Source organism: Pseudomonas sp. NLJ1 (assembly GCF_049486705.1).
GTDB lineage: Bacteria > Pseudomonadota > Gammaproteobacteria > Pseudomonadales > Pseudomonadaceae > Aquipseudomonas > Aquipseudomonas inefficax.
The window spans coordinates 3,576,341-3,603,308 of sequence record NZ_CP137735.1 but is presented as its reverse complement, the minus strand read 5'-3'; the positions used below and the strand labels follow the sequence as shown (position 1 = coordinate 3,603,308).

The following is a 26,968-nucleotide window of genomic DNA, read 5'->3' as shown; positions in this document are numbered from 1 at the left end:
TCTTCGCGGGTAAACCCGCTCCCACAGGGAGCGTGTCGGTTTCGGATGTTGTGTCTGCCTTTGAGGCGGGTTCACCTACAACTTCCAGAAAGGTTGTTGGCTGTGCCGGCCTCTTCGCGGGCATGCCCGCTCCCACAGGGACCGTGTCGGTTTCGGATGTTGTGCCATGCCTTTGAGGCGGGTTCACCTACAACTTCCAGATAGTTGTTGGCTGTACCGGCCCTTTCGCGGGCAAGCCCGCTCCCACAGGTACTGCATAGACTTTCAAGGCTGTGGAAGTCCCTGTGGGAGCGGGTTTACCCGCGAAAGGGTCGGCACAGGCAGTGCAAGGCCTCAGGCCCGCCACAGGTACCAGGCCGCCACGGTGCGGTACGGTCGCCAGCCTCCGCCCAGCGAACGCATTTGCGCCGGCGTCGGTGCCTTGCCCAGCCCCTTCAGCCGCCGGTACCCCTCGCGCACGCCAAAATCGTCGACCGGCAGAACATCCGAACGCGCCAGGCTGTAGATCAGCAACATCTCCACCGTCCACCGCCCTACCCCGCGCAATGCCACCAGCCGCTCGATCAACGCCTCGTCAGCCAGGGCCAGTGCCTCCTCCCGGCTCGGCACCAGGCCATCCAGCCGGCCTTGGGCAATACCCTGGATAGTCGCCATCTTGCTCGCGGAAAAACCACAGGCGCGCATGGCTTCCGGTGTAACCGCCAGCAACTGTTCCGGCCCAGGGAACTCGGCCTCCGGAAACAGCGCCAACAACCGCCCCAGAATTGCCTCGGCAGCGCGGGCATGCAGTTGCTGGTAGGCAATCGCCCGCACCAACACCTCGTAAGGTTCACGCCCCGGCGTGGCCTGGTGCAGGCAAGGCCCCGTCGCCGCGATATGCCGCGACCAGTCAGGGTCGAGCGCCGCCAGGTATTCGGTGGCCTCGCGGTACGCGTCAGGCGAAAGGTCGGCCAGGATCATGGCACCTCCATCAAGTCGATTGCAGGTCCAGCTTAGCGCAGCCGCTCATCGGGCAAACGCCGGTTCTTGCGCGGCTAATTCCTGGCATGCCATTGCTCCGCGCCATCGTCCCCGCATAGAATTGAGAACAATTCACAATCGCATATATCCACAGGACCGGGCCTTCGCCAAGATGCAGATCAACGACACGCTCAAGCCGACCGAGGTTGCTCTGCTCTACCAGGCCCACCACAGCTGGCTCAGCGGCTGGCTGCGCAGCCGGGTCGGCTGCAGCGAGCACGCCGCCGACCTGGCCCAGGATACCTTCGTGCGGCTGTTGCGGGCCCGCCAGCTGTCGCCGCTGAAGGAGCCACGCGCCTACCTCAGCAGCATCGCCCGTGGCCTGATGATCGACCAGTTCCGCCGCCGTGCGCTGGAACGGGCCTACCAGGAAAGCCTGGCTCACCTGCCCGAAGCCGAAGTACCCAGCGAAGAAGATCGACTGGTCATCCTCGATACCCTGGCGCGCCTCGACCGTGCCCTGCACCAACTGAAACCGCGTGCCCGCCAGGCATTCCTGCTGGCCCAGCTCGACGGTTTGAGCATCGTACAGATCGCCCTGCGCCTGGGTGTATCGCGGGCCACCGTCGAACGCGACCTGGCCAAGGCCCTGGGCGTCTGCTACCGGTTGCGCTATGCCGACGCCTGACAGCGCGCCCGCGCAGGCGCAGGTCGACCAGGCCATCGACTGGCTGGTGAAGTTGCGCTTCGACAGCCCCTGCCCGCGTACCGAGCAACAGTTCCAGCACTGGCTGGCCAGCCATCCGCACAATCCCTTGGCCTGGCAGCGGGTCAGCCACCTCGGTGACGAACTGGCCGGGCTGCCCAAGGGCCTGAGCCGCCGCACTCTGGATGCCAGCCAGCGCCAGCACATCAACCGCCGCGACCACCTCAAGTTGCTGGCCGTGCTGGCCGTGGGCGGCAGCCTGGGCTGGGCCGCGCGCGAACCGCTGGGCATACCCCAACTGCTTGCCGACAGCAGCACTGCCACCGGCGAGCGCCGCCGGTTGCAAGGCAGCGATGGCAGCCGCATCCAGCTCAATACCGCCAGCGCCATCGACCTGAGTTACAGCGCCGAGCAGCGCCGGCTGCAACTGGTGCGTGGCGAGGTGAGCCTGGACAGCAACCCCAACGACAACCGCCCGTTCCGCATCGACACCCGCGTCGGCCAACTGGCCACTCTCGACAGCCACCTGCTGCTGCGCGAGAACGACCTGGGCCTGTTGCTGGCGGTACGCCGGGGCGACGTCACGCTGTTCCCCTCCTCGGCCTCGCCACGCCGGGTGCTGCCAGGCGAAACCTTGCAGGTGTGGGCCAACGGCAGCTTCCAGGCGGTGACGCTGCACAGCGACCCCTGGGGCTGGACCGACGGCGTGCTCAGCGTGCAGCAAATGCCGCTGGGCGAGTTCATCGCCGAAGTGGCGCGCTACCGCCCGGGCCTGCTGCGCTGCGCCCCGGAAGTGGCAGAGCTGAAGGTATCCGGTACCTACCAGCTGGCCGACACCGGGCAGATCCTGCAACTGCTCACCCGCAGCCTGCCGGTGCGGGTCGACTACCGCACGCGTTATTGGGTGAGCATCGGTGCGGCCTGAAAAATTTTCGAAAATAAATGAGGTGGAATCTCATTCTCGTCCGGCCTGAAGGAACAAAACCCGAAAAGTGGTCTTCACAACCTTCAGGAGCGCTTCATGATTGCCCCGTGTTCCCTTCGCAACGACAGGCTGCGCCGTGCCGTACGCGCGGCCGTGTTCGGCCTTGGCCTGGCAGCTGGCGGTGCCTTCCCGGCCATGGCCCAGGCTGCAGTGGCCAGCCAGAGCCAGCAGACCGACTGGAACATCCCGCCCGGCCCGCTGGCTCCGGCGCTGGACCAGTTGGCCCGCCAGGGCGGCCTGAGCCTGTCGTTCGACGCGAACAGCCTGCAGGGCAAGACCACCCGCGGCGTACAGGGCCGACATGACGGTGCAGGGGCGCTATCGATCCTGTTGCAGGGCAGCAACGTGCAGGTCCAGCAGGAAAGTGCAACCAGCTTCCTGCTGATGCCGGCGCTGGATGTGGGAAACGCCCTTGAGCTGGGCGCTACCAGTATTTCCAGCGACCGCCTGGGCGAAACCACCGAGCACACCGGCTCCTACACTACCGGTGAAGTGACCATCGGCAAGATGCCGCAAACCCTGCGCCACACCCCGCAATCGGTAAGCGTGGTAACCCGCCAGCGCATCGATGACCAGAACATCACCAACCTGACCAACCTGCTGGAGCAGACACCCGGCGTGGTGGTCAACTACACCGACAGCGAGCGGGTGCAGTACTACTCGCGTGGCTTTGCCATCGACGCCATCCAGTACGACGGCGCCACCGTGGTGCAGAGCAGCGGTGGCGGTTCGTTCATCCAGACCGACTCGGCGTTCATCGACCGCGCTGAAGTGCTGCGTGGCGCCACCGGCATGCTGCGTGGCGCCGGTAACCCGTCGGGCACGGTGAACCTGGTGCGCAAGCGCCCGACCCATGACTTCCAGGCTACGGGCAGCGTGACCCTGGGCTCGTGGAATGCCCAGCGCTACGTGGCCGATATCTCCGGCCCGCTGACCGAAACCGGCAACGTACGCGGGCGGGTGATCGCCGTGCATGACGACCGCGACCTGTTCCAGGACTCGCGCATGGAGCGCAAGGAGGCGTTCGGCGGCTCGCTGGCCTTCGACCTGGACGACAGCACCACGCTGACCACCGGTGTCGAATGGACCAAGCTCGACGTCACCGGAGCCTGGGGCAACCTGCCCGCCGACGCCAGCGGCGCCCCCCTGCCTTTCGGACGCAGCACCTACCTGGGCGCCGACTGGAACCGCTGGGACCGCAGCAACCTGAACACCTTTGCCGAACTGGAACACCGCTTCGACAACGACTGGACCCTGAAGCTGATGGCCCTGCGTACCCACTTCGAGCTGGACGACCATGGCTTCAAGCAAACCTACATGGAGCGCGCACCGGCCAACCTGAACCCCACCGGCAACCCGTACCTGATGCAATACCAGGTTACCGAAGGCGACGGCGGCGAGAGCCTGCAGAACAACCTGAGCGCCACCCTCAACGGCCCGTTCGACCTGTTTGGCCGCACCCACGAGCTGATGGTCGGCGTCGAACGGATTCGCAACGACTCCTACGCTTCGGCCACCAACCGGGTAATTTCCGGGCTGTACGACATCCGCTACTGGGACCCGAAAACCAGCCTGCCCGAGCCAGACATCGACATCACCGCACACCCGGTGCGCACCCGTACCACCCAGCAAGCGGCGCATGCCACCTGGCGCATCTCGCTGGCCGAACCGCTGACCGCGATCATCGGCGCACGGGCCAACTGGTATGACTACGAGCAGGAAAACAACACCGGTGCCAACGGCAAGTTCAGCGTCGACGAGAAGATCGTGCCGTATGCGGCGCTTATCTACGACCTGGATGACCACTTCAGCGTGTATGCCAGCTACACCGAGATATTCAGCCCGCAGACAGTGGTGGACAAGAACAACTCGGTGCTCGACCCGATCATCGGCGAAGCCTACGAAACGGGTATCAAGGGCGAGTTCTACGATGGCCGGCTGAACACCAGCCTGGCGTTTTTCCGTATCAACCAGGTCGGTACGCCGGTGGATGACCTGTCCACGCCAATCGGCTGCAACGGCACCACCGGCCGCTGCAAGATCGCCTCGGGCAAGAGCCGCAGCGAGGGCATCGACCTGGAGATTTCCGGCGAAGTGCTGCCGGGCTGGCAGGTTACCGGTGGCTACACCTACAACACCACCGAGTACCTGAAGAACTCGGCAGCCACCAATGGCAACGCGATCCGCACCACCGACCCGGAGCACATGCTGCGGCTGTTCACCAGCTACCGCCTGCCGGGCAGGCTGGACGCCTGGACCATTGGCGGCGGCGTACAGGCGCAGAGCGACATCTATTCCGAAAGCGGCACGGCGAAGGCGACCCAGGCGGGGTATGCGGTATACAACGGCATGCTCGGGTATCGCATCAACCACAACTACTCAGTGCAACTGAACGCCAACAACATCTTCGACAAGAAGTACTACCGGCAGATCGGCACCACGGCGACGGGATACTACTGGGGGGAGCCGCGCAATGTGTCGGTGACCTTGCGCGGGAGTTTCTGACAGGCATTTGCCTGACCGGCTGGCACCATTCCTGTAGGAGCGGCCTTGTGTCGCGATAGGGCCGCAAAGCGGCCCCCGGGCCTCAGCAGCGCCGCAGATATCGCCGGGGCTGCCTTGCGGCCCTATCGCGACACAAGGCCGCTCCTACAGGGACCGTGCAGCCCTGGAGGACCTCAGTCCACCACCGCCCGCAACCGCCCAGCGCGCCGGTACGACTGCCGGGCAAAGCACACGAACAACCCGGCCATCAGCGCCAGCGCGATGGGCAGACCATGCGGCGCCACATCCATCGCCGCACCGCTGACCAGCGGCCCGACCAGGCTACCCACACCCCACAGCAAGCCCACGCTGGCATTGGCGGTAACCAGGTCCTGCCCCTTGAAGCGCTGCCCGATCAGCACCAGCGCCAGGGTATAGATGCCTCCTGCCACAGCGCCCAGCAGCACCAGCAGCGGCCACAGCAACCAGGTCAGGTTCAGCAGCCAGGGCAGGCCGATCCCGATCGCCATCGCCAGCAGCCCGCACACCAGGTGCAGCCCGGTGCGCTCCACCCGGTCGGCCAGCCAGCCAAGCGGCAACTGGAACAACATGTCACCGGCAAACACCACGGTCACCATCAGTGCCGCCACGCCCACGGCAAAGCCATGGCTGGTGGCATACACCGGCAGCAGCGACAGCACCACGGCATCGAAGAACGAGAAGAACAGCACCGCCACGCACAACGCCGGCGCCACACGGAAGAAACCAGCCAGGCCGAAGCTCTTTTCACCCTCTTCATGTTCCACATGGTCGTTGGGCACGGTCAGCACGATGCACAGCAGCGCCAGGCCATAACAGGCGGTGACCACACCGGTGATCCACGGGCTGTTGGCGCCCAGCACTGCCAGCATGGCCGGGCCGAGCACCTGGAAGCCGGTGAAGCTGGTGGCGTACAGGGCCATGATCTTGCCGCGGTTGTGCTCCGGGCACAGCTCGTTGACCCACGACTCGCCGAGGATGATGGCAATACCCATGCCCAGCCCCAGGCCCAGGCGCAGCAGCGCCAGCAGCCACAGCGAGCCGAACGCCGACTCGAGCAAGCCGATGCTGAGCATGCACAGGCTGAAGCACAGCAGGTAGATGGTGCGCCGGGTGAGGTGGCGACAGCAGGCGTCGACCAGGAACGCCGAGAGCATCATGCCCGCAGCGGGTATGGCCGAGATGATGCCGATTTCCAGGGTGCTCGCACCGGCTTCATGCAGGCGCAACGACACCAGCGGCAGGCTGGCCCCCAGACTGAAACCCACGACCGAAACGGCGAACAACAAGCCCGCCAGCAAACGCATGTTCATGTACCACTCCTTGCAAACCGAAAAGACGTGCAGACACAGGCGCGCACGCCAGGGCGGCGAGCGACGCGAAAGCGCAGATCAGTTCAGGCGAGGTGTGGCGAGAAGGTGAAGGCAAACAGCACGCTGCGGCGACGCTTGAGCACCGTGTCGCTCGGCCACGCACGACGCAGGGCCTGGAAGGCAGGCTGGCGGGCGTTTGGCAGGGACTGGGTACGGCACATTGCTTTGACTACTACGCAGGTGGTTGGGGAAAGGCGGACTCTAGGCCACCGCAGGTTGGCTCGTCAATTGCCCAGGGGGCCTCTACGAGGCCCTTTCGCGACACAAGGCCACTCCTACAACAGTACGCGGTCCCCTGTGGGAGCGGCCTTGTGTCGCGATGGGCTGCAAGCAGCCCCGGCAATATCAACGCTTGCCGGTACTCGGCAAGAACACCGCCAACAACCCGAACAACGGCAGGAACGAACACACCTCGTACACGTACTCGATGCCACGCATGTCCGCTACATATCCCAGCAAGGCCGCACCGATGCCACCAAAGCCAAACATCAGCCCGAAGAAGATCCCGGCAATCATGCCCACGCTGCCCGGCACCAGCTCCTGCGCATACACCACGATCGCGGAAAACGCCGAGGCCAGGATAAAGCCGATCACCACGCTCAACACGGTGGTCCAGAACAGGTCGGCATACGGCAATACCAAGGTAAACGGCGCCACGCCAAGGATCGAGAACCAGATCACGGCCTTGCGCCCGATGCGGTCACCGATCGGCCCGCCAAAGAAGGTTCCCGCCGCCACCGCACCGAGGAACAGGAACAGGTGCAGCTGCGAGCTGGCCACCGACACGTCGAACTTCTCGATCAGGTAAAAGGTGAAGTAGCTGGTAAAGCTGGCCATGTAGAAGTACTTGGAGAACACCAGCAGCCCCAGCACGATCAGCGCCGCAACCACCCGCCCACGGGAAATGCCATGGGTCGCCTGCACTGCCTTGCGCGCCTTGGCCTGGTTGAGGTGCTCCTTGTACCAGCCACGCAGCATCAGGGTGACGCCGAGGAAGAACAGCGCAGCCAGGCCGAACCAGGCCACGTGGCTCTGGCCGAACGGAATGACAATGGCCGCCGCCAGCAGTGGGCCCAGGGCAGAGCCGGTGTTGCCGCCGACCTGGAAGGTTGACTGGGCCAGGCCAAAACGCCCGCCCGAGGCCAGGCGCGCAATACGCGAGGTTTCCGGGTGGAAGGTCGACGAGCCGATCCCCACCAGCGCCGATGCCAGCAGAATCATGGGGAAGCTGCCGACGAAGGCCAGCATCACGATACCCACCAGGGTACACAGGGTGCCCAGCGGCAGCAGGTTCGGTGCCGGTCGGCGATCGGTGAAGAAGCCGACCCACGGCTGCAGCAGCGAGGCAGTGATCTGGAAGGTCAGCGTGATCATGCCGATCTGGGCGAAACTCAGGTCGTAGTTGGCCTTGAGCATCGGGTAGATCGCCGGCAGCACCGACTGGATCAGGTCATTGATCAGGTGCGCCAAGGCGCAAAAGCCGATGATGCGCATCACCAGCGGCGTGGCTTGGCTCGCCGCCGCACCGGTGGGCGCCGTAGAGGCGCTACTGATAGCCATGTGCCTGAATCTCCATCCGTAGTTTGGGATCCGATTATCGGGAAACGAATAGATACATAGCTACCTTTTTTAATTCTCTGCGGCAGCGTACTTGTAAATGGTTCTCAATATTATTAGCATCTTCGGCTCGATACCCTGCAATCATTGGGCGAAACAACCCTTACAGCGAGCAGACCGAACTCATGAGCCCGATGCCTGCTCGCCCCCGTCCACGACAGATCACTACGCGCGCCAGCCATTTGAGCAAATGGCTGGCGCTACTGTTCCTGTTGGGGCTGGGCACCGCCGTCTACCTGTACTGGCCGCTGATGCAGCGTCTGGGCAGCCAACTGCACACCGATACAGGCGAACGCCGCAGTGTCCGCCTGGCCGATGGCACCACTCTGCAACTGGGCAGCGCCAGCGCGATGAACGCTGACCTGCGCGGGCGCACGCGCCAGCTGCACCTGGTGCAGGGCCGGGTGTACCTTGAAGTGACGCTCGACGGCCGAGCCATGGAGGTGGCGGTGGGCGACGCGCGCATCCAGGTGCTCGGTACCCGCCTGCAGGTCGCCCGCCATGCCGGCCATGACGAACTGGTAGTGCTCAGTGGCAAGGCCCTGGTTAACCAGGGTGCCGAACAGCGCATGATATCGGCGGGCGAGCGGGTAACCTTCGATGGCGCGCGTATCGGCCCGGTACAGAAAGCCGACCTCAAGGCCGCCGATGGCTGGCGTACGGGCAGCTGAAAGCCGGCGACATGCCGTTGGGCAAGGCAACGGCCCGGGCTTGGCCGCTAAGTTTTTGAAAGCGTGCAAATTTTTTTTGAAATGAGTGTTGACAGGGGGGCCGTTCAAGAGAATAATGCGCGCCATCGGCTACATAGCTCAGTTGGTTAGAGCATAGCATTCATAATGCTGGGGTCCGGGGTTCAAGTCCCTGTGTAGCCACCAAACAAGACGAAGGGCTTACCGCAAGGTAAGCCCTTTTTCTTTGCCTGCGAAAAACTCCCCACAGGCCTGCCCCCTTCCCGCACAGGGCATTCGATCCCCGGCTCAACGCATGCCGGTCACCGCCACGGCCAGCCCCAACCCGATCAGTGCCAGGCCGATTACCCGGTCCACCAGCCCTTGCCGCTCGATCATCGCCTTGCGCAATGCCGTACTGGAGAAGAACACCGCCACCAGGCTGAACCACAGCCAGTGGGCAACGGACATGAAAGCGCCGTAGGCAAAATCCAGCGCCAGCGAGCTGCCAGGTTGCACCACTTGGGTGAAGGCGCTGATGACGAACAGCATGGTCTTTGGGTTGAGGGCGTTGGTCAGAAAGCCCGTGCGCAATGCCTGCGTTACGCTGGCGGCTGATGATGCGGCAACCCCGTCGAGGCTGATGCGTCGGGTGTTGGTCAGTGACTGGTAGCCCAGGTAGACCAGATAACCCGCGCCCAGCACTTTCATGCCCAGGAACAGGGTCGGGCTCTGGCTGATGATCACCGCGATGCCCAGCACCGTGTACAGGACATGCACCTGCACTCCCAGGGCAATGCCCACGGCAGCAGCCAGCCCGGCCTTGCGACCCTGTGCATAACTGCTGCGGGTGACCATGGCGAAGTCAGCACCGGGGCTGATGACGGCGAGCAAGGTGAACAGGGCGACGGCGATGATTTCGGTCATGCTGGTGGCTCTCGATAGGCGATGGAAATGCACAGACCAGGTAATTATCGAGAGCTTATAGACAGGGGAAAATCGATTTATAGTGGGGCAAATCTGATAGCTTTACTCACAGATATATAGAACCTGTGCCGGCCTCTTCGCGGGTAAACCCGCTCCCACAGGGACTTCACCAAACCTGAGGGTTGCGTATCACCTGTGGGAGCGGGTTTACCCGCGAAAAGGCCTGCAAAGGCACAAAGGGATGCTATGAAACTGCCCCCACTCAACGCCTTCCGCTACTTCGACATCGCCGCCGCAACCGAGAGCTTCGTGCGCGCCGCCGAGCATCTGCATGTCACCCATGGTGCAGTCAGCCGCCAGGTGCGCCTGCTTGAAGAAAGCCTTGGTGTGGAGTTGTTCGAGCGCCGCAACCGGGCCATTTTCCTCACCCCTGCCGGGCGTGCCTTGCAAGGCACCACCCAGGCGATCTTCGAGCAGCTCGAAGGCGCCGTGCAGCGCTTGCAGCAACAGGCCCGCGACAACGTGCTGGTGCTGTCTTGCGAGCCGACAATCGCCATGCGCTGGCTGATCCCGCGCCTGCCCCGCTTCCATGCCATCCATCCCGACCTGCAGTTGCACCTGGTGGCCGCAGGCGGGCCACTGGATTTCGCCCGCAGTGGTGTCGACCTGGCAATACGCCGCGATGACTTCCACTGGGACGAGCAGCTGTACAACCAGAAGATCTGCGACGAATGGATCGGCCCGGTCTGCCGCCCCACCGCCCCCATCCAACTCGAAGGCCAACGCCTGCTGCACAGCGCCACTCGCCCCGGCGCCTGGCCCAACTGGCTGCGCCTGAGCGGCCAGCAGGCCCGGCACACCGAGCGCAGCGACTACGAGCATTTCTACCTGTCGATCCAGGCCGCAAGCGCCGGCCTGGGCCTGGCCATGGCCTCAGCCCTCATGGTGCGCGACGAGCTCGACAACGGGCAGCTGCAGGCGCCGTTCGGCTTTGTGCGTGACGGCTCGGCCTATCACCTGCTCAGCCCCCAGCCACTGGAAGACAACGGCAAGCGCCAGCGCTTCGCCACGTGGGTGACGGGCGAATGCAGGAGCTGCCTGGCTCATCTGGGCTTGATACAGAACGACGAACCCGCACGGCCGTCACCGCCCCAGGTACGGTAACCCGCCGTATCCACATGTATACGCCCGGACGGATAGCGCCCCAGGCCCATGTTCCAGGCCTGGCCATACTGCTGCCAGAAACGGCACAGCGGGTTGGGGTCCGCCCAGTCGGGTAGCAGGATATCGACGGCGAACGCCCGGGTATGCGCGCTGTTGGCCGCCCCGCCGGCGCAGACGTTCAGCCGTGGGTCGCGATAGGCCGAAACCACCTCGAACTGGCGCAGGATGCCTTGCTCGTCGAGCGTCTTGATCAGCGAGAGCGTTGACCGCACTTGCGGCCAGTTGCTGGCAGGTGGCACGGCGAAGGGGGACGCGCGGCACAGCTTCCAGTCCGAAGCCGAACGCAGCAACTGATGGATCGGCACCACGCCATACAGGCGGGCATCCACCAGCATCTCGCGAAACGGCCGGGTCTGATGGTCCCCAGCCCATTGCGCGAACAACCACAGGTCGCGTTCGTCGGCGTGGGCAGTGGCCGCTACCAGAAGGCCTGCCGCCAGAAGCAGTCTTTTCATCCTTCACCCATCCCTGCACATGGAACATAGGCTGCCACGCCGCCTTACGGCAACTGTCCTACTGAAAACCCAAACGCTTGCACGATCCCTGTGGGAGCGGGTTCACCCGCGAACACCGGCAAAGCCGGTGCCATGCACCGCGTCGCCTTCTTCGCGGGTGAACCCGCTCCCACAGGGTCTGTGCCAGGCTTGCAAACGTCACTACTCCAACGCCCGCAACCGGTACTGCGGCGGCAGTTGGGCGAAGCCGCTGATGGTGGTGTCCAGGCTTTTCCACCGGCCATCCTTGATGCCATAGATGCAGCCATGCACCGACAGTTCCTGGCCACGGTGCCAGGCGTTCTGCACGATGCTGGTATGGGCCACGTTGGCCACCTGCTGGATGACGTTCAGTTCGCACAGGCGGTCGACCCTCGCCTCTTCGTTGTCCAGCTTGGCCAGCTCGGTGCGCTTTTCGTAATACAGGTCGCGGATCGAGCGTAGCCAGCCATCGATCAGGCCCAGCTGGCGGTCCTGCATGGCGGCGCGCACGCCACCGCAACCGTAGTGGCCGGTAACCAGGATGTGCCGCACTTTCAATACCTCCACCGCGTACTGGATCACCGACAGGCAGTTGAGGTCGGTGTGCAGCACCACATTGGCAACGTTGCGGTGGACGAACAGATCACCCGGTAGCATGCCGACGATTTCGTTGGCCGGCACGCGGGCGTCGGAACAGCCGATCCAGAGGAACTCCGGAGTCTGCTGGCGGGCCAGCTTGGCGAAGAAGTCGGGGTCGCGCTGGTTGATCGCGTCGGCCCAGCGGGCGTTGTTGTCGATCAGTTCCTGCAGGTCATGCATGGTCGTTGCCTCATCAGGGTTTGCCTGCATGACTCCAGCCCCTGCAAGGTCAGTCCTCGAACAGGGTGCAGGCCATCACCAGGGCGTCTTCACGGCCGCCGGCAACCGGGTAGTAGTCGCGGCGGCGGCCGATTTCATTGAAACCGTAGCGCTCGTACAAACGATAGGCCGACTGGTTGCTTGCGCGCACTTCCAGGAAGCACTCGCGGCCATTGAGCTGGTAGGCCCGTGCCATCAGGTGCTCGAGCAGGCGCAGGCCCAGGCCGCGGCCCTGGTTTTCCGGCTTGACGGTGATGTTGAGCAGGTGCGCCTCGTCGATGATCACGTTGATCACGCCATGGCCCACCTGCTGCTGGCCGTCGAACATCAGCCAGACTTCGTACGATTTGAGTGCATCCTGAAAGATCCCGCGGGTCCAGGGATGACTGAACGCGGCATATTCGATCTTAAGTACGGCATCCAGATCCGCCTCGGTCATCGGGCGGAAGCTGATCGAGTCACTCATTCAACGCTCTTCCAGCGCGCCATCAGCTGGCGCATGGCTTTCCAGACGTCCGCCTTGCGCTGCGGCTCGTCCATCAACAGTTCAAGGCCCGGCAAGGCCCAGGCTTCGCCAAGGCCCTCGAGCTTCAGGGTTTGGTAATAGGCCTCGCCGTCGGCATTGGCGGCAAAGCGCAGAGCCGGCACGCCGATCAGCCACAGGCAGCTGCACGGCGCCTCTTCCAGGCGCGCCTGAACAAAGCCCTGGACGAAATCGCGCGCGGCCTCCGGGCCCTGGTCCATGTTGCCGCGCACCAGCAGCGGCCAGCGCACCGGTTCGCCGATGATCTGCGGGGCGTCGGGCAGCCCGGCGGCGCGCAGCATGTCCTTGAGCAGCAGATAGGACGGGTCGCGGCTCTGAAATGGTTGGCCGGTGGCCAGCTCCACCAGCAGCAGGCAGCTGCCGGCGCGCAGCAACTGCAACGAGAAGCGCGGGGGCGGTACCGGGGCCGGGCGCGGTGGCGCGGCCTGCTCCTCGGACTCGACTGGTTTGGCGGCCGGTTTTGGCGCACTGCCCGGGCGCGGAATCTCGATTTTTGGCCGCTCGCCGGAGCGAGCCTGGGGGGCGGCTGGTGCCTCGGTAGCCGCCGGTGCGGGCCTGACGTCGAAATCGAGGTCCTCGACCGGCGCCACCGGCAACAGCAGCTCGGGCCGCGACGGTGCGGCGAACGGCAGCTCGGCGCGCGGCAGCCAGTGCACCACTTGCATGGCGGAAAGGTAGGCGCGGCGACGGGGTTCGGTGAGCAAGAGCGGGTATCCGAGGGGTGGAGACAGTGGGGCATTCTAACGCTGTTGGCATTCGAGTGCCGCAACTGGTCGGCGGATTTTTGTTGCCTGTACCGGCCTCTTCGCGGGCACGCCCGCTCCCACAGGTACTGCACACAGTCTGAAATGTGCGCAGTGCCTGTGGGAGCGGGTTCACCCGCGAAGAGGCCAGTGAATCCCCTGCAAGTATCAAGGTTATCGCTCATTACAGACCAAGGGGTGAAAACCTCCCCCCCGGATGCAGTACAATCGCCCCCTTTTTCTTGGCAACGAGTCGAAGCCAATGATCGAACCCAAGCGCGTCCTGCGCGCCCTAGCCGAACACTGGGCCCTGATCGAGCCGCTGTGCGAGCGTTTCGACCAGGGCACCCTGAGCCTGGTCGAATTGCGTCAGCATGTGGGCCGCCAGCAGGTCGAGAGCACCCCGCAGGACATCACCCAGCTGCTCGACGTGTGGATCCGTCTGGATATCCTGGTCCCGGTGGCCAAGAGCCCGAACCGTTTCGAGCTCAACGCGCAGATCCATGACTTCCTCGCCTACCTGCGCCGCGAACACCGGCTGGGCCTGTGCCTGGAGATCGAAGCCTACCTGCGCCACCTGGAACGCCTGGCCGGGCATATCCAGGACGCCTTCGACAACCGCGACAGCGACGACCTGGCACGCCAGCTGCGCCTGCTCGACATGCGTGTGCGCGATGTACTGAAGAAGCTCGACAATGACGAGCAGGCACTGGTGGCCGTGGCCGAGCGGGCCAAGACCAGCAACCGCCAGATCCCGCTGCGCCAGCGCTATGCCGAAGTACTGGCGACCTGGGACGAGTACGTCGAGCCGATGATCCAGCTGGTCAACGCCGACGGCGCCTTCGAACAGGGCGTGCGCAAAGTCGAGACCGTGCTGCTGAAGCTGCTGGGCGAACAGGCGCGCCTGGGCCACCTGGTCGACGACGACATGCTGCTGCGGACCCACGCGCGCATCCTGGAAATGCAGACCAGCGCCCAGCTGACCCTGCGTCACGCCCGCGAACTGCTGCTGCCGCTGCGTGAGGAAGCCCGCCGGCACAACGCCGTGACCCGTGGCGCCGCGCTGGCCCTGTCGGTGATCCGGCGCAAGGGCATCGACGCCGTACCGCAAGCGGCCATGCCGATGTTCACCCGCCCGCAAAGCACCTTCCTCGGCAGCGCCAGCCAGGTGGAAGCCTATGTCTACGCCCTGGCCCGCTTCGAGCCCAAGCCGGCGCGTTTCCCCAAGGCCCACAAGACCCAGTCCGGCGCCCTGCCCCGTGCACCGCGCACGGTCAAGGAAATGGCCGAACGCTGCGAACAGGCCCTGCCGCTGCCCGACCTGATGGTCTGGCTGCTGGAGCAGGAACCCGAAGGCGCCACCGACGAGCTGCTGTACTGGTTCTCGCGCCTGTCGCGGGAAAAGCGCTTCAAGCGCGAACGCCTCGACCGCCGCGAGTACATCACCCAGGAACACCTGGTCAGCCTGCGCTCGTTCGCCCTGACCTCCAGCCGCGAAGACGCCGCCAGCGCGCCTACCGAATCCAACGCGAGCCCAGCCCATGCATCTTGATCTTTCCGAACTGTCCCAGCTCGCGCCGATCTTCCGCGAGCTGTTCAAAGGCTTCCACGTCAGCCGCCGCGACCCCGAGCTGTATGCTCAGCTGTCGAACTTCCAGGACCAGTACCGCACCCTGTTCAAGGCTCTGGGCTTCGAACTGGTGTGCGATACCCGTGGCTTCTACTACTTCGTGCCGGACATGGCCGCCGCGCAGGTCAACAAGACCGCGCAGCGCCTGTCGCTGTTCACCTTCATCCTGGTCGAACACCTGGCCGACCAGGGCCGCGACCCGATGGCCGTGCTCGATGGCGGCAGCATCGGCCGTGACGAACTGCCCTCGCTGCTGGACAAGTACCGCGACCTGTTCCTGCAGGCCGAAGTGCAGACCGTGGACGAGCTGGAAGAAAAAATCCTGCGCCGCATGACCCAGCTCGGCTTCGCCTTCGAGGAAGGCGGCATCTACCGCTTCCTGCCGCCGATGCACCGGTTCCTCGATGTGTGCCTGGCGGTGCAGCAGGACCGCGACCTGGCGGCCACCCTGCACAGCGACCTGCCGCTGCCGACCCCGGTGCTGGTCGAGGAAGAAAGCCCCGAAGAACTCAACCGCACCGACGACCCGCTCGACCTCAGCCCCTTCGAGGGCGAGGAAAGCGAAGAGGAAGCCCTGGCCCGGGCGATCCGCGAAGAGCAACAGGAGATTGACGCATGAGCCAGGAACGCTACGGCATCCGCCGCTTCGCACTGCTCAACACCGCCGGCTACAGCCTTGGCCTGTTCCCGCTGGAGCACCCACTGTCGGTATACGGTGCCAACAACCTGGGTAAATCGGCGTCGATCAACGCCCTGCAGTTCCCGATCCTGGCGCGCATGTCGGACATGAGCTTCGGCAAGTACAGCCTCGAGCAGTCGCGCCGCTTCTACTTCGCCAGCGACACCTCGTACATTCTCTGCGAACTGAGCCTGCCCCACGGCCCGCACGTCATCGGCGTGGTCGGCCGCGGCCCGGGCGGCGGTTTCGGCCACCAGTTCTTTGCCTACAAGGGCGAACTGGACCTGGCCCACTACCAGAAGAACGACACCTGCCTGCGCCAGAAAGAGCTGTTCACCAACCTCGAGCGCCTGGGGATCAAGGCCTACGAGCTGAAGCCGGATGAACTGCGCCGGCTGCTGGTCGGCGGCCACACCTCGGTGCCGCTGGACCTGACCATGATCCCGCTGCGCTCGACCAGCGAGCAAAGCCTGAAAACCTTCCGCGCGCTGTTCATCAACCTGCTGCACATGCGCGAAATCACCGCCGCCAAGCTCAAGCAGCTGTTCCTCGACGCCTTCGAGCACAGCCTGCGCTCCGGCAGCGTCGACTACATCGCCGCCTGCGAGGAAGCCTTCCGCGACGTGCGCCGCATGGAGCAGGACTACAACGCCCTGGTCGCCGCCGGCCCGCTGGTCGAGGCCCTGGCCGGTGGCGTGGCCCAGCGCGACATCCTGCGCGGCAAGCTGCACCGCATTTCGCCAGTGCTCGACACCCTGCTGGGCACCTGGCAGGAATACGCCATGGCGCGCAAGGAAGAGCTGGTGATCCAGGCCGAGCACTACCGTGGCGAGCAGGACCGCCTGCAGAACGACCAGCGCGGCGGCACCCAGGAACTGATGCGCCTGGAGCGTGAAATCACCGGTATCCAGCGCTGGCTGGGCGAGCTGTCGGTGCTCAAGCACCGCTTCGCCCTGGTCGATGACGTCAAGGTGCTGGAGCAGCAACTGCTGGCGGCCAAGGACGCCCACGACGAGTTGGCCGGTGCCCTGGCCCAGTCGCGGCAGTTCAGCGCCGAAGACCTCGACGAGCGCGTACGCGACCTGGAAAAACGCCTGAAGCAGGTCAAGCAACAGCTCGACCACGCCGACAACAACAGCTACGCCCGCCTGCGCGAAGAGTTCTCGCAGCAGGACGTCGACCGCCTGATGCGCCTGTTCAACGGCGCGCTGTTCAGCCTGCCGCTGGGTGACCGCGGCATCGAACTGGACGACAGCGACCTGTGGGTAAAATCGCTGGAGGCGGTGCTCGACGGCTTCAAGGGCGAACGCTTCGAAGCCCCGGGGCTGTCCATCGACCTGTCGCACATCGACCCACCAGCACTGCAGGCCCTGGCCGACCGTGCTGCCCTGCGTGACCAGAAAGAGCGCCTGGAAAAGGAGCTCAAGCAGCTCAAGACCCAGCAAGCCGTGGCCGCCGACCGCTCCGCCTCCAAGGCGCAGACCGAAACCCTGTACCAGGAAGTACTGGACGCGCAAAAAGCGCTGGAAGACTTCCGCCGCAGCGAAACCCTGGCCGCCGAAGAGCCCGAGAAGCTGGAACAGCTGTCGCAGCTCGAAGCCGCCCAGGACGAACTCAAGCGCTCCAGCGACGCCTTCACCGAACGTGTCCAGCAACTGTCGGCCAAGCTGCAGCTGGTCGGTAGGCAGATCGGCGACCTCGAGGCCAAGCAGCGCACCCTGGAAGACGCTCTGCGCCGTCGCCAGCTGTTGCCGGCCGACCTGCCCTACGGCACGCCGTACATGGAAGCCGTCGACGACTCGATGGACAACCTGCTGCCACTGCTCAACGACTACCAGGACAGCTGGCAGGGCCTGCAGCGGGTGGACAACCAGATCGAGGCGCTGTACGCCCAGGTGCGCCTGAAAGGCGTGGCCAAGTTCGACAGCGAAGACGACATGGAGCGCCGCCTGCAACTGCTGGTGAATGCCTATGCGCACCGCACCGACGAAGCCCTGACCCTGGCCAAGGCCCGCCGCGCGGCGGTCACCGACATCGCCCGGACCCTGCGTAACATCCGCAGCGACTACGACAGCCTCGAGCACCAGCTGGCCCTGTTCAACCGCGAGATCAACAAGCGCCAGGTATCCAACCTGGAGAGCTTCCGCGTGGTGCTGGCGCCGAACAAGGAAGCGCTCAAGCACATCGACCAGATCATCCACAGCGCTGGTCAGTACGAAGAAGGCGAAACCCTGTCGGTATTCGACCTGACCCAGAGCGCCGAGCAGGACAACAAGAACGAAGAGGCCAAGGAATACCTGGCACGGCTGGTGGCGGCCAACCACAACCAGCTGGGCCTGAAGGACCTGTTCGAGCTGGCGTTCGAGATCACCAAGGTCAACGGCCAGCCGGTGATCCATGCCGACATCGACGGCGCGGCATCCAACGGCACCACCATGACCATCAAGGCGCTGACCAACATGTACCTGTTGCTGCACCTGATGGACCGCGACCTGGCCGGGCGCATTCGCCTGCCGTACTACCTGGACGAAGCGGCGGACATCGACGAACGCAACCAGGCTGCGCTGCTGGAAACCAGCCTGCAGCTGGGCTTCGTGCCGATTCTGGCGAGCGTGAAGCCGCAGGTTTCGGCGCGCGTGGCGATCGACCTGGAAGGTGGCAGCGGGCCGAATGGCATCTACATCGACGAAGCGGACTGGAAGTTCATCAGCCGTCGGGATGAAGTGAAGGCTGTTGTGCGAGAGGATCAGGCCGAAGAATTGGCCTGATATCGGGGTAATGGGGCCGCTTTGCGGCCCTATCGCGACACAAGGCCGCTCCTACAGGGATTCGCGTTCCCTGTAGGAGCGGCCTTGTGTCGCGATGGAGGCCAAAGGCCTCCCGGCGATCTGTCAGGCGATCAATGCGCCCAAGGCAGGATCGGAATCGCTGTCACCGCATTCTGCGGGCTACCTTCGACGATGCGGTCGCTGTACACCAGGTACACCAAGGTATTGCGCTTCTTGTCGAGGAAGCGCACCACCTGCATGGTCTTGAACACCAGCGAGGTGCGTTCCTTGAACACTTCCTCGCCATCCTTCAGCTCACCCTTGAAACTGATCGGCCCGACCTGACGACAGGCAATCGATGCCTCCGCCCGGTCCTCCGCCAGCCCCAACCCACCCTTCACGCCGCCCGTCTTGGCCCGCGACAGGTAGCAGGTCACGCCCTCGACCTTGGGGTCGTCGAACGCCTCGACCACAATACGATCATTCGGCCCGAGGAACTTGAACACGGTGGACACCTGGCCGATTTCCTCGGCCCCGGCCAGCATCGGCAACGCCAGTGCCGCCACGGCAATCATCCTTTTCAGCACGCGCACGTCCTCAGACCAGAACCAGGTTGTCACGGTGCACCAACTCGGGCTCCGCGATATAGCCCAGGATGCTTTCGATGGCATCCGACGGCTGGCCGATGATCTTCTGCGCCTCCAGGGCGCTGTAGTTGGCCAGGCCGCGCGCCACTTCAAGGCCGTCCGGGCCGACGCACACCACCATCTCGCCACGACGGAAGCTGCCCTGCACGGTCTTCACGCCAACCGGCAGCAGGCTCTTGTTGGCCTGACGCAGCGCCTGCACGGCACCGGCATCCAGTACCAGGGTGCCACGGGTCTGCAGGTGGCCAGCCAGCCACTGCTTGCGCGCCGCAAGCATGCCGCGCTCGGGCGACAGCAAGGTACCCAGGCGTTCGCCAGCCTTGAGGCGATCCAGTACGCGCTCGATGCGGCCACCGATGATGATGGTGTGGGCACCGGAACGGGCTGCCAGGCGCGCGGCGCGCAGCTTGGTCTGCATGCCGCCACGGCCCAGGGCACCGCCGGTACCGCCGGCTACGGCGTCCAGTGTCGGGTCGTCGGCGCGGGCCTCGTAGATCAGCTGGGCTTCGGGGTTGTTGCGCGGGTCGGCGTCGAACATGCCATCGCGGTCGGTAAGGATCACCAGCAGGTCAGCCTCGACCAGGTTGGCCACCAGCGCCGCCAGGGTGTCGTTGTCGCCGAAGCGGATCTCGTCGGTGACCACGGTATCGTTTTCGTTGATCACCGGCACCACGCCCAGGTCGACCAGCGTGCGCAGGGTGCTGCGGGCGTTCAGGTAGCGCTTGCGGTCGGACAGGTCGTCGTGGGTCAGCAGGATCTGCGCGGTGTGCTTGCCGTGCTCGCCGAAGCTCGACTCCCAAGCCTGCACCAGGCGCATCTGGCCGATCGAGGCAGCCGCCTGCAGCTCGTTCATCGCACTCGGTCGCGACGTCCAGCCCAGCTGGCTCATGCCGGCAGCCACGGCCCCGGAGGAGACCAGTACCAACTCCACGCCTGCCTCACGCAGCGCAACCATCTGCTCGACCCAAACGGCCATGGCACCGCGGTCGAGGCCTTTGCCATCGGCGGTCAGCAGAGCACTGCCAATCTTCACGACCCAGCGCTTGGCGCCCGTCACCTTGCTTCGCATCTTCTTCCAACCTATGTCGAATCTGTAGATACCGTGGATACAAAAACGCCGCTCCAAAGAGCGGCGTTTAGTGTACTGCAACCGGTCAGTCGCGCACGTAAATGATTTCCGGGCCGTCTTCGTCGTCCTCGAAATCATCGTCCCAACCGTCATCGTCGCCGATGTCGTGCACGCTCTTGACGCCGGTACGGCGCAAGGTACGGGCGTCGTCCAGGGCCTGCAGCTGGGCGCGGGCTTCGTCTTCGATGCGCTGGTCGAGGTCGGCCAGCTCTTCGGCGTAGGCCGGGTCGTTGGCCAGGCGGTCGGCGCGGTCTTCGAGGTAGCGCATCAGGTCGTGGCTGAGCTTTTCGGTGCCCTGCTTGGAGATGGCCGAGATCACGTAGACCGGGCCTTCCCACTGCAGGCGCTCGACCACTTCCTTGACCCGCTCGTCGCGCTCGTCGTCCATGACCATGTCGGCCTTGTTCAGCACCAGCCAGCGCTCACGCTCGGCCAGCGACGGGCTGAAGCGGGTCAGCTCGTTGACGATGACTTCGGCGGCATCGGCCGGGCTGCTTTCGTCCAGCGGCGCCATGTCCACCAGGTGCAGCAGCACGCGGGTACGCGCCAGGTGCTTGAGGAAGCGGATACCCAGGCCAGCGCCTTCGGAAGCACCTTCGATCAGGCCGGGGATGTCGGCGATGACGAAGCTCTTCCAGCGGTCGACACTGACAACACCCAGGTTCGGCACCAGGGTGGTGAACGGGTAGTCGGCCACTTTCGGCTTGGCGGCCGAAACCGAGCGAATGAAAGTGCTCTTGCCGGCGTTCGGCAGGCCCAGCAGGCCGACGTCGGCCAGCACTTTCATTTCCATTTTCAGGTCACGCTGCTCACCCGGCTTGCCAGGGGTGGTCTGGCGCGGCGCACGGTTGGTGCTGGACTTGAAACGGGTGTTGCCCAGGCCGTGCCAGCCGCCCTGGGCGACCATCAGCTTCTGGCCCGGGGTAACCAGGTCACCGATCACTTCCTGGGTGGAGGCGTCGATCACGGTGGTACCGACCGGCACACGCAGGAACAGGTCTTCGCCTTTCTTGCCGGTGCAGTCGGTGCTGCCACCGTTGGCGCCACGCTGGGCCTCATGGTGACGGGTGTAGCGATAGTCGACCAGGGTGTTGAGGTTTTCGTCGGCGATCATGTACACCGAACCACCATCACCACCGTCACCACCGTTGGGGCCACCGTTCTCGATGAACTTCTCGCGACGGAAGCTCATGCAACCGTTGCCGCCGTCACCGGCCTTGACCCGAATGGATACTTCGTCAACAAACTTCATTAAAACCGCCTCTCGTCGGTAGACGAGCTGAATGACTCAAAAACATGAGGCTCTTGCAAAAATGAGCGCGGCGGCCCCGTACGACCGTAGAAACTCACGCCGGCAGCCCATACAAACAGCTTTGCAAGAGGCTCACCACAAACGAAAAAGCCCCGTCGCGTGACGGGGCTTCTGGAGCGACGTCGCGATTAAGCGGCGACGATGCTCACGTAACGGCGCATGAACTCGCCTTTTTTCTCGAACTTGATCACGCCTTCGATCTTGGCGAACAAGGTGTGATCCTTGCCCATGCCAACGCCATAGCCAGCGTGGAATTCGGTGCCGCGCTGACGGACGATGATGTTGCCTGGCTTGATAACCTGGCCGCCATACATCTTCACGCCAAGGCGTTTCGATTCTGAGTCGCGACCGTTACGAGTACTACCACCAGCCTTCTTGTGAGCCATGGTTCAATTCTCCAAATAAATTCAGGGGATCTAGGGGATTAAGCCTGGATGCCGGTGATTTTGATCTCGGTGAACCACTGGCGGTGGCCCATACGCTTCATGTGGTGCTTACGACGACGGAACTTGATGATGCGAACCTTGTCGTGGCGGCCTTGCGAAACGACTTCGGCCACTACTTTAGCGCCAGCAACAACTGGAGCACCGATGGTGACTTCTTCACCGTTGGCGACCAGCAGGACGCGATCGAAGGTCACGGATTCGCCAGTGGCGACTTCCAGTTTTTCGATCTTGAGGAATTCACCTTCAGCGACTTTGTACTGCTTGCCGCCGGTAACGATTACTGCGTAAGACATGGTATTTCTCCGATAATCCTGCTCACCCAGCGCTTTATATGATGAGTATTGGCTGGCATGGCTGCACAGGGCTGGAACGGCCCGGCGCAATTGCGTAAGGCAGGTGCTGCCCAGGAAGTTAGGGTGCGCGATTGTACGCAACCGCGGTTTTGCTTGCAAGTACCGCCCCCGGCGCGCTGGCACCGCGCCTTGACACGCCGGGACCCGCGACCTAGCATGCCGCGCAACCTCACTGGAGCAGCCGATGCAACCCCAATCCTTCTACCGCGCGGTGGCTGATGATTTCAGCGCCGTCGACGAGATCATCAAGAAGCAGCTGACCTCGCGCGTGCCGCTGGTATCGAAGATCGGCGACTATATCACGTCCGCCGGTGGCAAGCGCCTGCGCCCCCTGCTGGTGCTGCTGTGTGGCAAGGCCCTGGGCCGCGAAGGCGACGACCTGCGCCTGCTGGCTGCCACCATCGAATTCCTGCACACCGCCACCCTGCTGCACGACGACGTGGTCGACATGTCCGGCATGCGCCGTGGCCGCTCCACCGCCAATGCCCTGTGGGGCAACGCACCGAGCGTGCTGGTGGGCGACTTCCTCTATTCGCGCTCGTTCGAGATGATGGTCGAACTGGGCTCGATGCCGGTCATGCAGATCCTGTCCAAGGCCACCCGCGTGATTGCCGAAGGTGAAGTGCTGCAGCTGTCGCGGGTACGCGATGCCAGCACCACCGAGGAAGTCTACATGGAGGTCATCCGCGGCAAGACCGCGATGCTGTTCGAAGCGTCGACCCACAGCGCCGCCGCGCTGGCCGAGGCAACCGACGAACAGCGCGAGGCCCTGCGCACCTTTGGCGACCACCTGGGCGTGGCCTTCCAGCTGGTCGACGACCTGCTGGACTACAAGGGCGACTCGCAGACACTGGGCAAGAACGTCGGTGACGACCTGGCCGAAGGCAAGCCTACCCTGCCGCTGATCTACACCATGCGCGAAGGCACTGCCGAACAGGCTGCGCTGGTGCGCCAGGCCATTCAGAAAGGTGGCCTGGAAGACCTGGAGCAGATTCGCGTGGCGGTAGAAGAGTCGGGTGCGCTGAAGTACACGGCGGAGCTGGCGCGTGACTACGTCAAGCGTGCCATCGCCTGCCTGGAAGTGCTGCCAGCCAGCGAATACCGGGATGCGCTGGTCGAGCTGAGCGAGTTTGCGGTCGCGCGTACTCACTGATAGACCGAGTCGCCTTCATTCGCGGGTAAACCCGCTCCCACAGGGATATCACAGGGCTCTGGGCCTATGCTGTACCTGTGGGAGCGGATTTACCCGCGAAGCTTTTGTCCGGACATAATCACTTTCGCAGAAATACCTTTTACAATTCGGGTTTTCAACCGCCCGTCTGTTTGTTTGAGGAACCGAAGTGAGCACTCTGCCACCCTGCCCGAAATGCAACTCCGAATACACCTATGAGGATGGCACTCAGCTGATCTGCCCTGAATGCGCCCACGAGTGGTCGGCCAGCGGCGACACCGAAGCGGCCAGCGACGAGGTGGTGAAGAAGGACTCGGTCGGCAACATCCTGCAGGATGGCGACACCGTCACCGTTATCAAGGACCTCAAGGTCAAGGGCTCGTCCCTGGTGGTCAAGGTCGGCACCAAGGTCAAGAACATCCGCCTGTGCGACGGCGACCACGACATCGACTGCAAGATCGACGGCATCGGCGCCATGAAGCTGAAGTCCGAATTCGTACGCAAGGTCTGATTTTTCTTAAAACCGCCAATTGGCGCTTGCTATTCAGATAATAAGAATTATTCTCATTGGGACTGCTATCCAAGGAGAATAGCCATGACTTATCTGATCGACGCCTGGCTGGACCGCCCTCACCCCTACCTGCGCATTCTTCATCGGGAAACCGGTGAAGTGTGCGCGGTGCTTGAAGAAGAAGCGCTCGACGAGCTGCGTGACCTGGGCGACCTGGACATGAGCGGGCTGAATTCGAGTGAACCGGGGGTGCTCAAGGAGCTGGTGCGGAATCTGTTTCTGTTCTGCTATGCGCGGGCGTTGCGCCCCGGGGGAACAGACTGGAATTGAGGCTGGCAGGGCCGGCCTCTTCGCGGCGGTTCGTCGCCACGATGAACCCGCTCCCACAGGGACTCCACAGCATCTGAATCCTGCGCTGTACCTGTGGGAGCGGGCTTGCCCGCGAATGGGCCGCAAAGCGGCCCCAGCGGCATTACAGAACGTCGAGCAGCTCGACGTCGAACACCAGCACGCTGTGCGGCGGGATGCTGCCAACGCCTTGGGCGCCGTAGGCCAGCTCGCTCGGCACGTACAGGCGCCATTTGCTGCCAGCATTCATCAGTTGCAGGGCTTCGGTCCAGCCAGCGATCACACCACCTACCGGGAATTCAGCCGGCTGACCACGGTCGTAGGAGCTGTCGAACACAGTGCCGTCGATCAGGGTGCCGTGGTAGTGGGTGCGCACGTTGTCTTCGCGGGTCGGCTTGGCGCCTTCGCCAGCGGTCAGTACTTCGAACTGCAGGCCCGAAGCCAGGGTGGTGATGCCGTCACGCTTGGCGTTCTCGACCAGGAATGCCTTGCCAGCGGCAGCAGCGGCTTCAGCCTTGGCGGCTGCTTCGGCTTGCATCACGTCGCGGATGACCTTGAAGCTGGCCGACAGGTCGGCTTCGCTGACGCGGCTGTCGGCGCCGTTGAAGGCGTCGGTCAGGCCGGCCAGGATGGCTTCCAGGCTGACGCCTGGTGGCGGGTTGTCGCGCAGCTGGCCGCCCAGCTGACGGCCGATGCCGTAGCTGACGCGAGTTTCGTCGGTGGACAGGTTGAGTTCGGACATTGTCGTGCTCCACTGCAGGGCGCAGTGAAGCCGCGCCCTTGATGAAAAGGGCGAGCAGCCTAGCATACTGGGGCGCTGCGAGCAGCTACCAGGCCGAGCGCTGGGAAATCGGCACCTTCAAGTCTTCTTCCGGGTGCGTGCCCATGCCGCACATTTCGTCCTGCACCGACCAGTGCACCAGGTTCATCGAGACCATGGGGATGGTTTGCAGCAACTTGCGCGCATCCTCCACCGAGTGCACGCGCAGGCGTTCACCACGGGGGTCTGAGAGGGGGTGGGCGTGGCCTTTGATCCGGGCCTCGAGCAGGTAGTCACCGCCTTCGATGGCGATCAGGTTCAGTTCGTCGACATGGCCAGCCCTGGCCTCGGTGTTGAGCTGATGCAGGTTCATGAAAGCACCTCGCGATGAGAACCACGCATGAGAGCTCATTTTTTGTACAGAATGGACGAATGCACAAGGCATGACTGACGCCGCTCGTCAGGTGGACCGTACCGGCCTCTTCGCGGGCTTGCCCGCTCCCACAGGGATCGCGAAGAGGCCTGAAGGCTCAGTGCTTGGTCAGCTTGTCCAGGTAGCCCATGCAGAATGCCGAGACCACGAAGGTCATGTGGATGATCACGTACCACATCAGGTAATCGGTGGAGATGTTCTGCGCATCCATGAACACACGCAGCAGGTGGATGGACGAGATGGCCACGATCGACGCGGCAACCTTCATCTTCAGCGACGAAGAGTCCATCTTGCCCAGCCAGTTGAGCTTTTCCTTACTCTCGTCGATGTCCAGTTGCGAGACGAAGTTCTCGTAGCCGGAGATCATCACCATCACCAGCAGGCCGCCCACCAGGGACATGTCGATCAGCGACAGGATCACCAGGATCAGGTCGGCTTCGCTGAGGGCGAAGACGTTGGGCAGGACGTGAACCACTTCCTGGAAGAATTTCAGCGCCAGGGCCAGCAGGCCAAGGGACAGGCCGAAGTAGATAGGGGCGAGCAGCCAGCGCGAGGCATACATCGCGTTTTCGAGGATACGTTCCATGGAGTGTCGGGACTCATCAGGTGACTAAAAAAGCGACGGCGAGTATAGCCAGCCACCTGTTACAGCAAAAGCCCGGTGAAATGGGGGCTGCTTTGCAGACCATCGCGACACAAGGCCACTCCTACAAGAGATCGCGGTCCCTTGTAGGAGCTGCCTTGTGTCGCGATGGGCCGCAAAGCGGCCCCCGGCCTCAATCAGGTCTCAGGATGAAACTGGTAATCCCCCAGGTTCCGGCAACGCTCACCATTGATCCGCCGCAACTGCGCCTGCAAATGCAAGCACCAGATCTGCGGATCCTCGGCCACCTGATAGCCATGCAAGGTCAGGCTGTCGACAATGGCATTGAGCACCGATTCGGCCACCAGCGGCCCATGGAACGGCCCTTGGGCCTTGATCGCGGAGGGTTGTTCACCGGCCATGCCGGCGGCGAACAGCAGTGTCCACATGCCGTTGTCCCCGGCCAGCGGACGAATGCTGCATTCGATGCGGGTCACCAGGCCCAGGCACTGGCGTGTGAGGCTGAGATTGCGCATGGCCGCGCCCCCTCCAATAAGCCTTGTTCAGCCTGAACCTCAGGCTGTTTCCATCCTG

At 63.8% G+C, this 26,968-nt stretch carries 28 protein-coding genes, 1 tRNA gene and 1 pseudogene; 12 read left to right on the top strand and 18 right to left on the bottom strand.

What is annotated here, in order from left to right; translation table 11 throughout:
- Positions 1-333: 333 nt before the first annotated feature.
- Positions 334-960, bottom strand: a complete 627-nt coding sequence (locus R9B85_RS16300; RefSeq protein ID WP_207878446.1) for a DNA-3-methyladenine glycosylase family protein — start codon at positions 958-960, stop codon at positions 334-336.
- A 172-nt stretch (positions 961-1,132) separates the two neighbouring features.
- Here R9B85_RS16300 and R9B85_RS16295 point away from each other — a divergent pair, with 172 nt between their 5' ends.
- From R9B85_RS16295 to R9B85_RS16285, 3 genes are all read left to right on the top strand, one after another.
- Positions 1,133-1,648: a sigma-70 family RNA polymerase sigma factor gene (locus R9B85_RS16295; RefSeq protein WP_112251957.1), complete on the top strand. Its 516-nt coding sequence runs from the start codon at positions 1,133-1,135 to the stop codon at positions 1,646-1,648.
- Positions 1,635-2,591 carry a FecR domain-containing protein gene (locus R9B85_RS16290; protein ID WP_112251956.1) on the top strand — a complete coding sequence of 319 codons (957 nt, stop codon included), beginning with the start codon at positions 1,635-1,637 and terminating at the stop codon, positions 2,589-2,591. The genes R9B85_RS16295 and R9B85_RS16290 overlap by 14 nt, the downstream gene beginning before the upstream one ends.
- Positions 2,592-2,687: 96 nt before the next feature.
- Positions 2,688-5,156, top strand: a complete 2,469-nt coding sequence (locus R9B85_RS16285) for a TonB-dependent siderophore receptor (RefSeq protein WP_423770368.1) — start codon at positions 2,688-2,690, stop codon at positions 5,154-5,156.
- A 173-nt stretch (positions 5,157-5,329) separates the two neighbouring features.
- Here the strand turns inward: R9B85_RS16285 and R9B85_RS16280 are convergent, their stop codons facing one another.
- The 3 genes from R9B85_RS16280 to R9B85_RS16270 all read right to left on the bottom strand — a co-directional run bounded on the left by R9B85_RS16280 (position 5,330) and on the right by R9B85_RS16270 (position 8,107).
- Positions 5,330-6,487 (bottom strand): MFS transporter, encoded by a 1,158-nt coding sequence (locus tag R9B85_RS16280; protein ID WP_112251954.1) that lies wholly within the window; start codon positions 6,485-6,487, stop codon positions 5,330-5,332.
- 83 nt (positions 6,488-6,570) lie between these two features.
- A complete protein-coding gene (locus R9B85_RS16275; protein ID WP_166674214.1) occupies positions 6,571-6,708 on the bottom strand; it encodes a hypothetical protein in 138 nt (45 codons plus the stop codon).
- 184 nt (positions 6,709-6,892) lie between these two features.
- Positions 6,893-8,107 carry an MFS transporter gene (locus R9B85_RS16270; RefSeq protein WP_112251953.1) on the bottom strand — a complete coding sequence of 405 codons (1,215 nt, stop codon included), beginning with the start codon at positions 8,105-8,107 and terminating at the stop codon, positions 6,893-6,895.
- Between the two features lie 182 nt (positions 8,108-8,289).
- Here R9B85_RS16270 and R9B85_RS16265 point away from each other — a divergent pair.
- Together R9B85_RS16265 and R9B85_RS16260 are read left to right on the top strand one after the other, a co-directional pair.
- Positions 8,290-8,873 (top strand): annotated as a pseudogene (locus R9B85_RS16265) (FecR family protein); the annotation flags it as partial.
- 89 nt (positions 8,874-8,962) lie between these two features.
- Positions 8,963-9,039 (top strand) — tRNA-Met (locus R9B85_RS16260).
- Between the two features lie 102 nt (positions 9,040-9,141).
- On the opposite strand, the gene R9B85_RS16255 is transcribed toward R9B85_RS16260, so the two are convergent.
- The gene (locus R9B85_RS16255; RefSeq protein WP_112251951.1) at positions 9,142-9,759 is read right to left on the bottom strand and encodes a LysE family translocator; all 618 of its coding nucleotides are present in this window, start codon (positions 9,757-9,759) and stop codon (positions 9,142-9,144) included.
- A gap of 246 nt (positions 9,760-10,005) precedes the next feature.
- Between R9B85_RS16255 and R9B85_RS16250 the strand changes: the two genes are divergently transcribed.
- Positions 10,006-10,923 (top strand): LysR substrate-binding domain-containing protein, encoded by a 918-nt coding sequence (locus R9B85_RS16250; RefSeq protein ID WP_207878440.1) that lies wholly within the window; start codon positions 10,006-10,008, stop codon positions 10,921-10,923.
- Here the strand turns inward: R9B85_RS16250 and R9B85_RS16245 are convergent.
- The 4 genes from R9B85_RS16245 to R9B85_RS16230 all read right to left on the bottom strand — a co-directional run bounded on the left by R9B85_RS16245 (position 10,863) and on the right by R9B85_RS16230 (position 13,565).
- The gene (locus R9B85_RS16245) at positions 10,863-11,438 is read right to left on the bottom strand and encodes a D-Ala-D-Ala carboxypeptidase family metallohydrolase (protein WP_112251949.1); all 576 of its coding nucleotides are present in this window, start codon (positions 11,436-11,438) and stop codon (positions 10,863-10,865) included. The two genes, R9B85_RS16250 and R9B85_RS16245, sit on opposite strands and share 61 nt — an antisense overlap.
- 201 nt (positions 11,439-11,639) lie before the next feature.
- Positions 11,640-12,278 (bottom strand): carbonate dehydratase, encoded by a 639-nt coding sequence (gene can / locus R9B85_RS16240; protein WP_112251948.1) that lies wholly within the window; start codon positions 12,276-12,278, stop codon positions 11,640-11,642.
- Between the two features lie 49 nt (positions 12,279-12,327).
- On the bottom strand, positions 12,328-12,783 hold the full coding sequence (gene rimI, locus R9B85_RS16235) for a ribosomal protein S18-alanine N-acetyltransferase (RefSeq protein ID WP_112251947.1): 456 nt from the start codon (positions 12,781-12,783) through the stop codon (positions 12,328-12,330).
- Complete coding sequence (locus R9B85_RS16230) at positions 12,780-13,565, bottom strand: energy transducer TonB (protein ID WP_207878436.1); 786 nt, start codon at positions 13,563-13,565, stop codon at positions 12,780-12,782. Before R9B85_RS16230 ends, rimI begins: the two co-directional genes overlap by 4 nt.
- A 301-nt stretch (positions 13,566-13,866) precedes the next feature.
- On the opposite strand from R9B85_RS16230, the gene mksB reads away from it, so the two are divergent.
- From mksB to mksF, 3 genes are read left to right on the top strand one after another with little or no spacing between them, the layout of a single operon-like run.
- The gene (mksB, locus tag R9B85_RS16225; RefSeq protein WP_112251945.1) at positions 13,867-15,156 is read left to right on the top strand and encodes an Mks condensin complex protein MksB; all 1,290 of its coding nucleotides are present in this window, start codon (positions 13,867-13,869) and stop codon (positions 15,154-15,156) included.
- The gene (gene mksE, locus R9B85_RS16220; protein ID WP_112251944.1) at positions 15,146-15,853 is read left to right on the top strand and encodes an Mks condensin complex protein MksE; all 708 of its coding nucleotides are present in this window, start codon (positions 15,146-15,148) and stop codon (positions 15,851-15,853) included. Before mksB ends, mksE begins: the two co-directional genes overlap by 11 nt.
- Entirely contained in the window at positions 15,850-18,681 is a 2,832-nt protein-coding gene (gene mksF, locus R9B85_RS16215) for an Mks condensin complex protein MksF (RefSeq protein WP_112251943.1), read from the top strand. The genes mksE and mksF overlap by 4 nt, the downstream gene beginning before the upstream one ends.
- A gap of 131 nt (positions 18,682-18,812) precedes the next feature.
- On the opposite strand, the gene R9B85_RS16210 is transcribed toward mksF, so the two are convergent.
- The 5 genes from R9B85_RS16210 to rplU form a co-directional block, all read right to left on the bottom strand.
- Positions 18,813-19,256, bottom strand: a complete 444-nt coding sequence (locus tag R9B85_RS16210) for a CreA family protein (protein ID WP_181457333.1) — start codon at positions 19,254-19,256, stop codon at positions 18,813-18,815.
- A gap of 22 nt (positions 19,257-19,278) precedes the next feature.
- Positions 19,279-20,397, bottom strand: a complete 1,119-nt coding sequence (proB, locus tag R9B85_RS16205; RefSeq protein WP_112251941.1) for a glutamate 5-kinase — start codon at positions 20,395-20,397, stop codon at positions 19,279-19,281.
- 85 nt (positions 20,398-20,482) lie between these two features.
- On the bottom strand, positions 20,483-21,709 hold the full coding sequence (cgtA, locus tag R9B85_RS16200) for an Obg family GTPase CgtA (RefSeq protein WP_112251940.1): 1,227 nt from the start codon (positions 21,707-21,709) through the stop codon (positions 20,483-20,485).
- 188 nt (positions 21,710-21,897) lie between these two features.
- Positions 21,898-22,155 carry a 50S ribosomal protein L27 gene (gene rpmA / locus R9B85_RS16195; RefSeq protein WP_003247464.1) on the bottom strand — a complete coding sequence of 86 codons (258 nt, stop codon included), beginning with the start codon at positions 22,153-22,155 and terminating at the stop codon, positions 21,898-21,900.
- A 38-nt stretch (positions 22,156-22,193) separates the two neighbouring features.
- On the bottom strand, positions 22,194-22,508 hold the full coding sequence (gene rplU / locus R9B85_RS16190; RefSeq protein ID WP_003247466.1) for a 50S ribosomal protein L21: 315 nt from the start codon (positions 22,506-22,508) through the stop codon (positions 22,194-22,196).
- A gap of 244 nt (positions 22,509-22,752) precedes the next feature.
- Here rplU and R9B85_RS16185 point away from each other — a divergent pair, with 244 nt between their 5' ends.
- From R9B85_RS16185 to R9B85_RS16175, 3 genes are all read left to right on the top strand, one after another.
- On the top strand, positions 22,753-23,721 hold the full coding sequence (locus R9B85_RS16185) for a polyprenyl synthetase family protein (RefSeq protein ID WP_112251939.1): 969 nt from the start codon (positions 22,753-22,755) through the stop codon (positions 23,719-23,721).
- 187 nt (positions 23,722-23,908) lie between these two features.
- Positions 23,909-24,250, top strand: coding sequence for a zinc ribbon domain-containing protein YjdM (locus R9B85_RS16180; protein ID WP_016713349.1), 342 nt, complete (start codon positions 23,909-23,911; stop codon positions 24,248-24,250).
- A gap of 84 nt (positions 24,251-24,334) precedes the next feature.
- The gene (locus tag R9B85_RS16175) at positions 24,335-24,580 is read left to right on the top strand and encodes a hypothetical protein (RefSeq protein ID WP_112251938.1); all 246 of its coding nucleotides are present in this window, start codon (positions 24,335-24,337) and stop codon (positions 24,578-24,580) included.
- A 142-nt stretch (positions 24,581-24,722) separates the two neighbouring features.
- Here R9B85_RS16175 and R9B85_RS16170 read toward each other — a convergent pair whose 3' ends face one another.
- The 4 genes from R9B85_RS16170 to R9B85_RS16155 form a co-directional block, all read right to left on the bottom strand.
- A complete protein-coding gene (locus tag R9B85_RS16170) occupies positions 24,723-25,340 on the bottom strand; it encodes an FKBP-type peptidyl-prolyl cis-trans isomerase (RefSeq protein ID WP_025337633.1) in 618 nt (205 codons plus the stop codon).
- A gap of 85 nt (positions 25,341-25,425) precedes the next feature.
- Entirely contained in the window at positions 25,426-25,731 is a 306-nt protein-coding gene (locus R9B85_RS16165) for a DUF6482 family protein (RefSeq protein ID WP_085626988.1), read from the bottom strand.
- A 157-nt stretch (positions 25,732-25,888) separates the two neighbouring features.
- A complete protein-coding gene (locus R9B85_RS16160; protein WP_003247486.1) occupies positions 25,889-26,377 on the bottom strand; it encodes a TIGR00645 family protein in 489 nt (162 codons plus the stop codon).
- 194 nt (positions 26,378-26,571) lie between these two features.
- Positions 26,572-26,910: a hypothetical protein gene (locus tag R9B85_RS16155; RefSeq protein WP_003247487.1), complete on the bottom strand. Its 339-nt coding sequence runs from the start codon at positions 26,908-26,910 to the stop codon at positions 26,572-26,574.
- Positions 26,911-26,968: the final 58 nt, after the last annotated feature.

Bases quoted from the DNA above. Each gene is read 5' to 3' on its own strand.
- R9B85_RS16300 (WP_207878446.1), bottom strand. From the start codon at position 960: ATGATCCTGGCCGACCTTTCGCCTGACGCGTACCGCGAGGCCACCGAA.
- R9B85_RS16295 (WP_112251957.1), top strand. From the start codon at position 1,133: ATGCAGATCAACGACACGCTCAAGCCGACCGAGGTTGCTCTGCTCTAC.
- R9B85_RS16290 (WP_112251956.1), top strand. From the start codon at position 1,635: ATGCCGACGCCTGACAGCGCGCCCGCGCAGGCGCAGGTCGACCAGGCC.
- R9B85_RS16285 (WP_423770368.1), top strand. From the start codon at position 2,688: ATGATTGCCCCGTGTTCCCTTCGCAACGACAGGCTGCGCCGTGCCGTA.
- R9B85_RS16280 (WP_112251954.1), bottom strand. From the start codon at position 6,487: ATGAACATGCGTTTGCTGGCGGGCTTGTTGTTCGCCGTTTCGGTCGTG.
- R9B85_RS16275 (WP_166674214.1), bottom strand. From the start codon at position 6,708: ATGTGCCGTACCCAGTCCCTGCCAAACGCCCGCCAGCCTGCCTTCCAG.
- R9B85_RS16270 (WP_112251953.1), bottom strand. From the start codon at position 8,107: ATGGCTATCAGTAGCGCCTCTACGGCGCCCACCGGTGCGGCGGCGAGC.
- R9B85_RS16255 (WP_112251951.1), bottom strand. From the start codon at position 9,759: ATGACCGAAATCATCGCCGTCGCCCTGTTCACCTTGCTCGCCGTCATC.
- R9B85_RS16250 (WP_207878440.1), top strand. From the start codon at position 10,006: ATGAAACTGCCCCCACTCAACGCCTTCCGCTACTTCGACATCGCCGCC.
- R9B85_RS16245 (WP_112251949.1), bottom strand. From the start codon at position 11,438: ATGAAAAGACTGCTTCTGGCGGCAGGCCTTCTGGTAGCGGCCACTGCC.
- can (WP_112251948.1), bottom strand. From the start codon at position 12,278: ATGCATGACCTGCAGGAACTGATCGACAACAACGCCCGCTGGGCCGAC.
- rimI (WP_112251947.1), bottom strand. From the start codon at position 12,783: ATGAGTGACTCGATCAGCTTCCGCCCGATGACCGAGGCGGATCTGGAT.
- mksB (WP_112251945.1), top strand. From the start codon at position 13,867: ATGATCGAACCCAAGCGCGTCCTGCGCGCCCTAGCCGAACACTGGGCC.
- mksE (WP_112251944.1), top strand. From the start codon at position 15,146: ATGCATCTTGATCTTTCCGAACTGTCCCAGCTCGCGCCGATCTTCCGC.
- mksF (WP_112251943.1), top strand. From the start codon at position 15,850: ATGAGCCAGGAACGCTACGGCATCCGCCGCTTCGCACTGCTCAACACC.
- R9B85_RS16210 (WP_181457333.1), bottom strand. From the start codon at position 19,256: ATGATTGCCGTGGCGGCACTGGCGTTGCCGATGCTGGCCGGGGCCGAG.
- proB (WP_112251941.1), bottom strand. From the start codon at position 20,397: ATGCGAAGCAAGGTGACGGGCGCCAAGCGCTGGGTCGTGAAGATTGGC.
- cgtA (WP_112251940.1), bottom strand. From the start codon at position 21,709: ATGAAGTTTGTTGACGAAGTATCCATTCGGGTCAAGGCCGGTGACGGC.
- rpmA (WP_003247464.1), bottom strand. From the start codon at position 22,155: ATGGCTCACAAGAAGGCTGGTGGTAGTACTCGTAACGGTCGCGACTCA.
- rplU (WP_003247466.1), bottom strand. From the start codon at position 22,508: ATGTCTTACGCAGTAATCGTTACCGGCGGCAAGCAGTACAAAGTCGCT.
- R9B85_RS16185 (WP_112251939.1), top strand. From the start codon at position 22,753: ATGCAACCCCAATCCTTCTACCGCGCGGTGGCTGATGATTTCAGCGCC.
- R9B85_RS16175 (WP_112251938.1), top strand. From the start codon at position 24,335: ATGACTTATCTGATCGACGCCTGGCTGGACCGCCCTCACCCCTACCTG.
- R9B85_RS16170 (WP_025337633.1), bottom strand. From the start codon at position 25,340: ATGTCCGAACTCAACCTGTCCACCGACGAAACTCGCGTCAGCTACGGC.
- R9B85_RS16165 (WP_085626988.1), bottom strand. From the start codon at position 25,731: ATGAACCTGCATCAGCTCAACACCGAGGCCAGGGCTGGCCATGTCGAC.
- R9B85_RS16160 (WP_003247486.1), bottom strand. From the start codon at position 26,377: ATGGAACGTATCCTCGAAAACGCGATGTATGCCTCGCGCTGGCTGCTC.
- R9B85_RS16155 (WP_003247487.1), bottom strand. From the start codon at position 26,910: ATGCGCAATCTCAGCCTCACACGCCAGTGCCTGGGCCTGGTGACCCGC.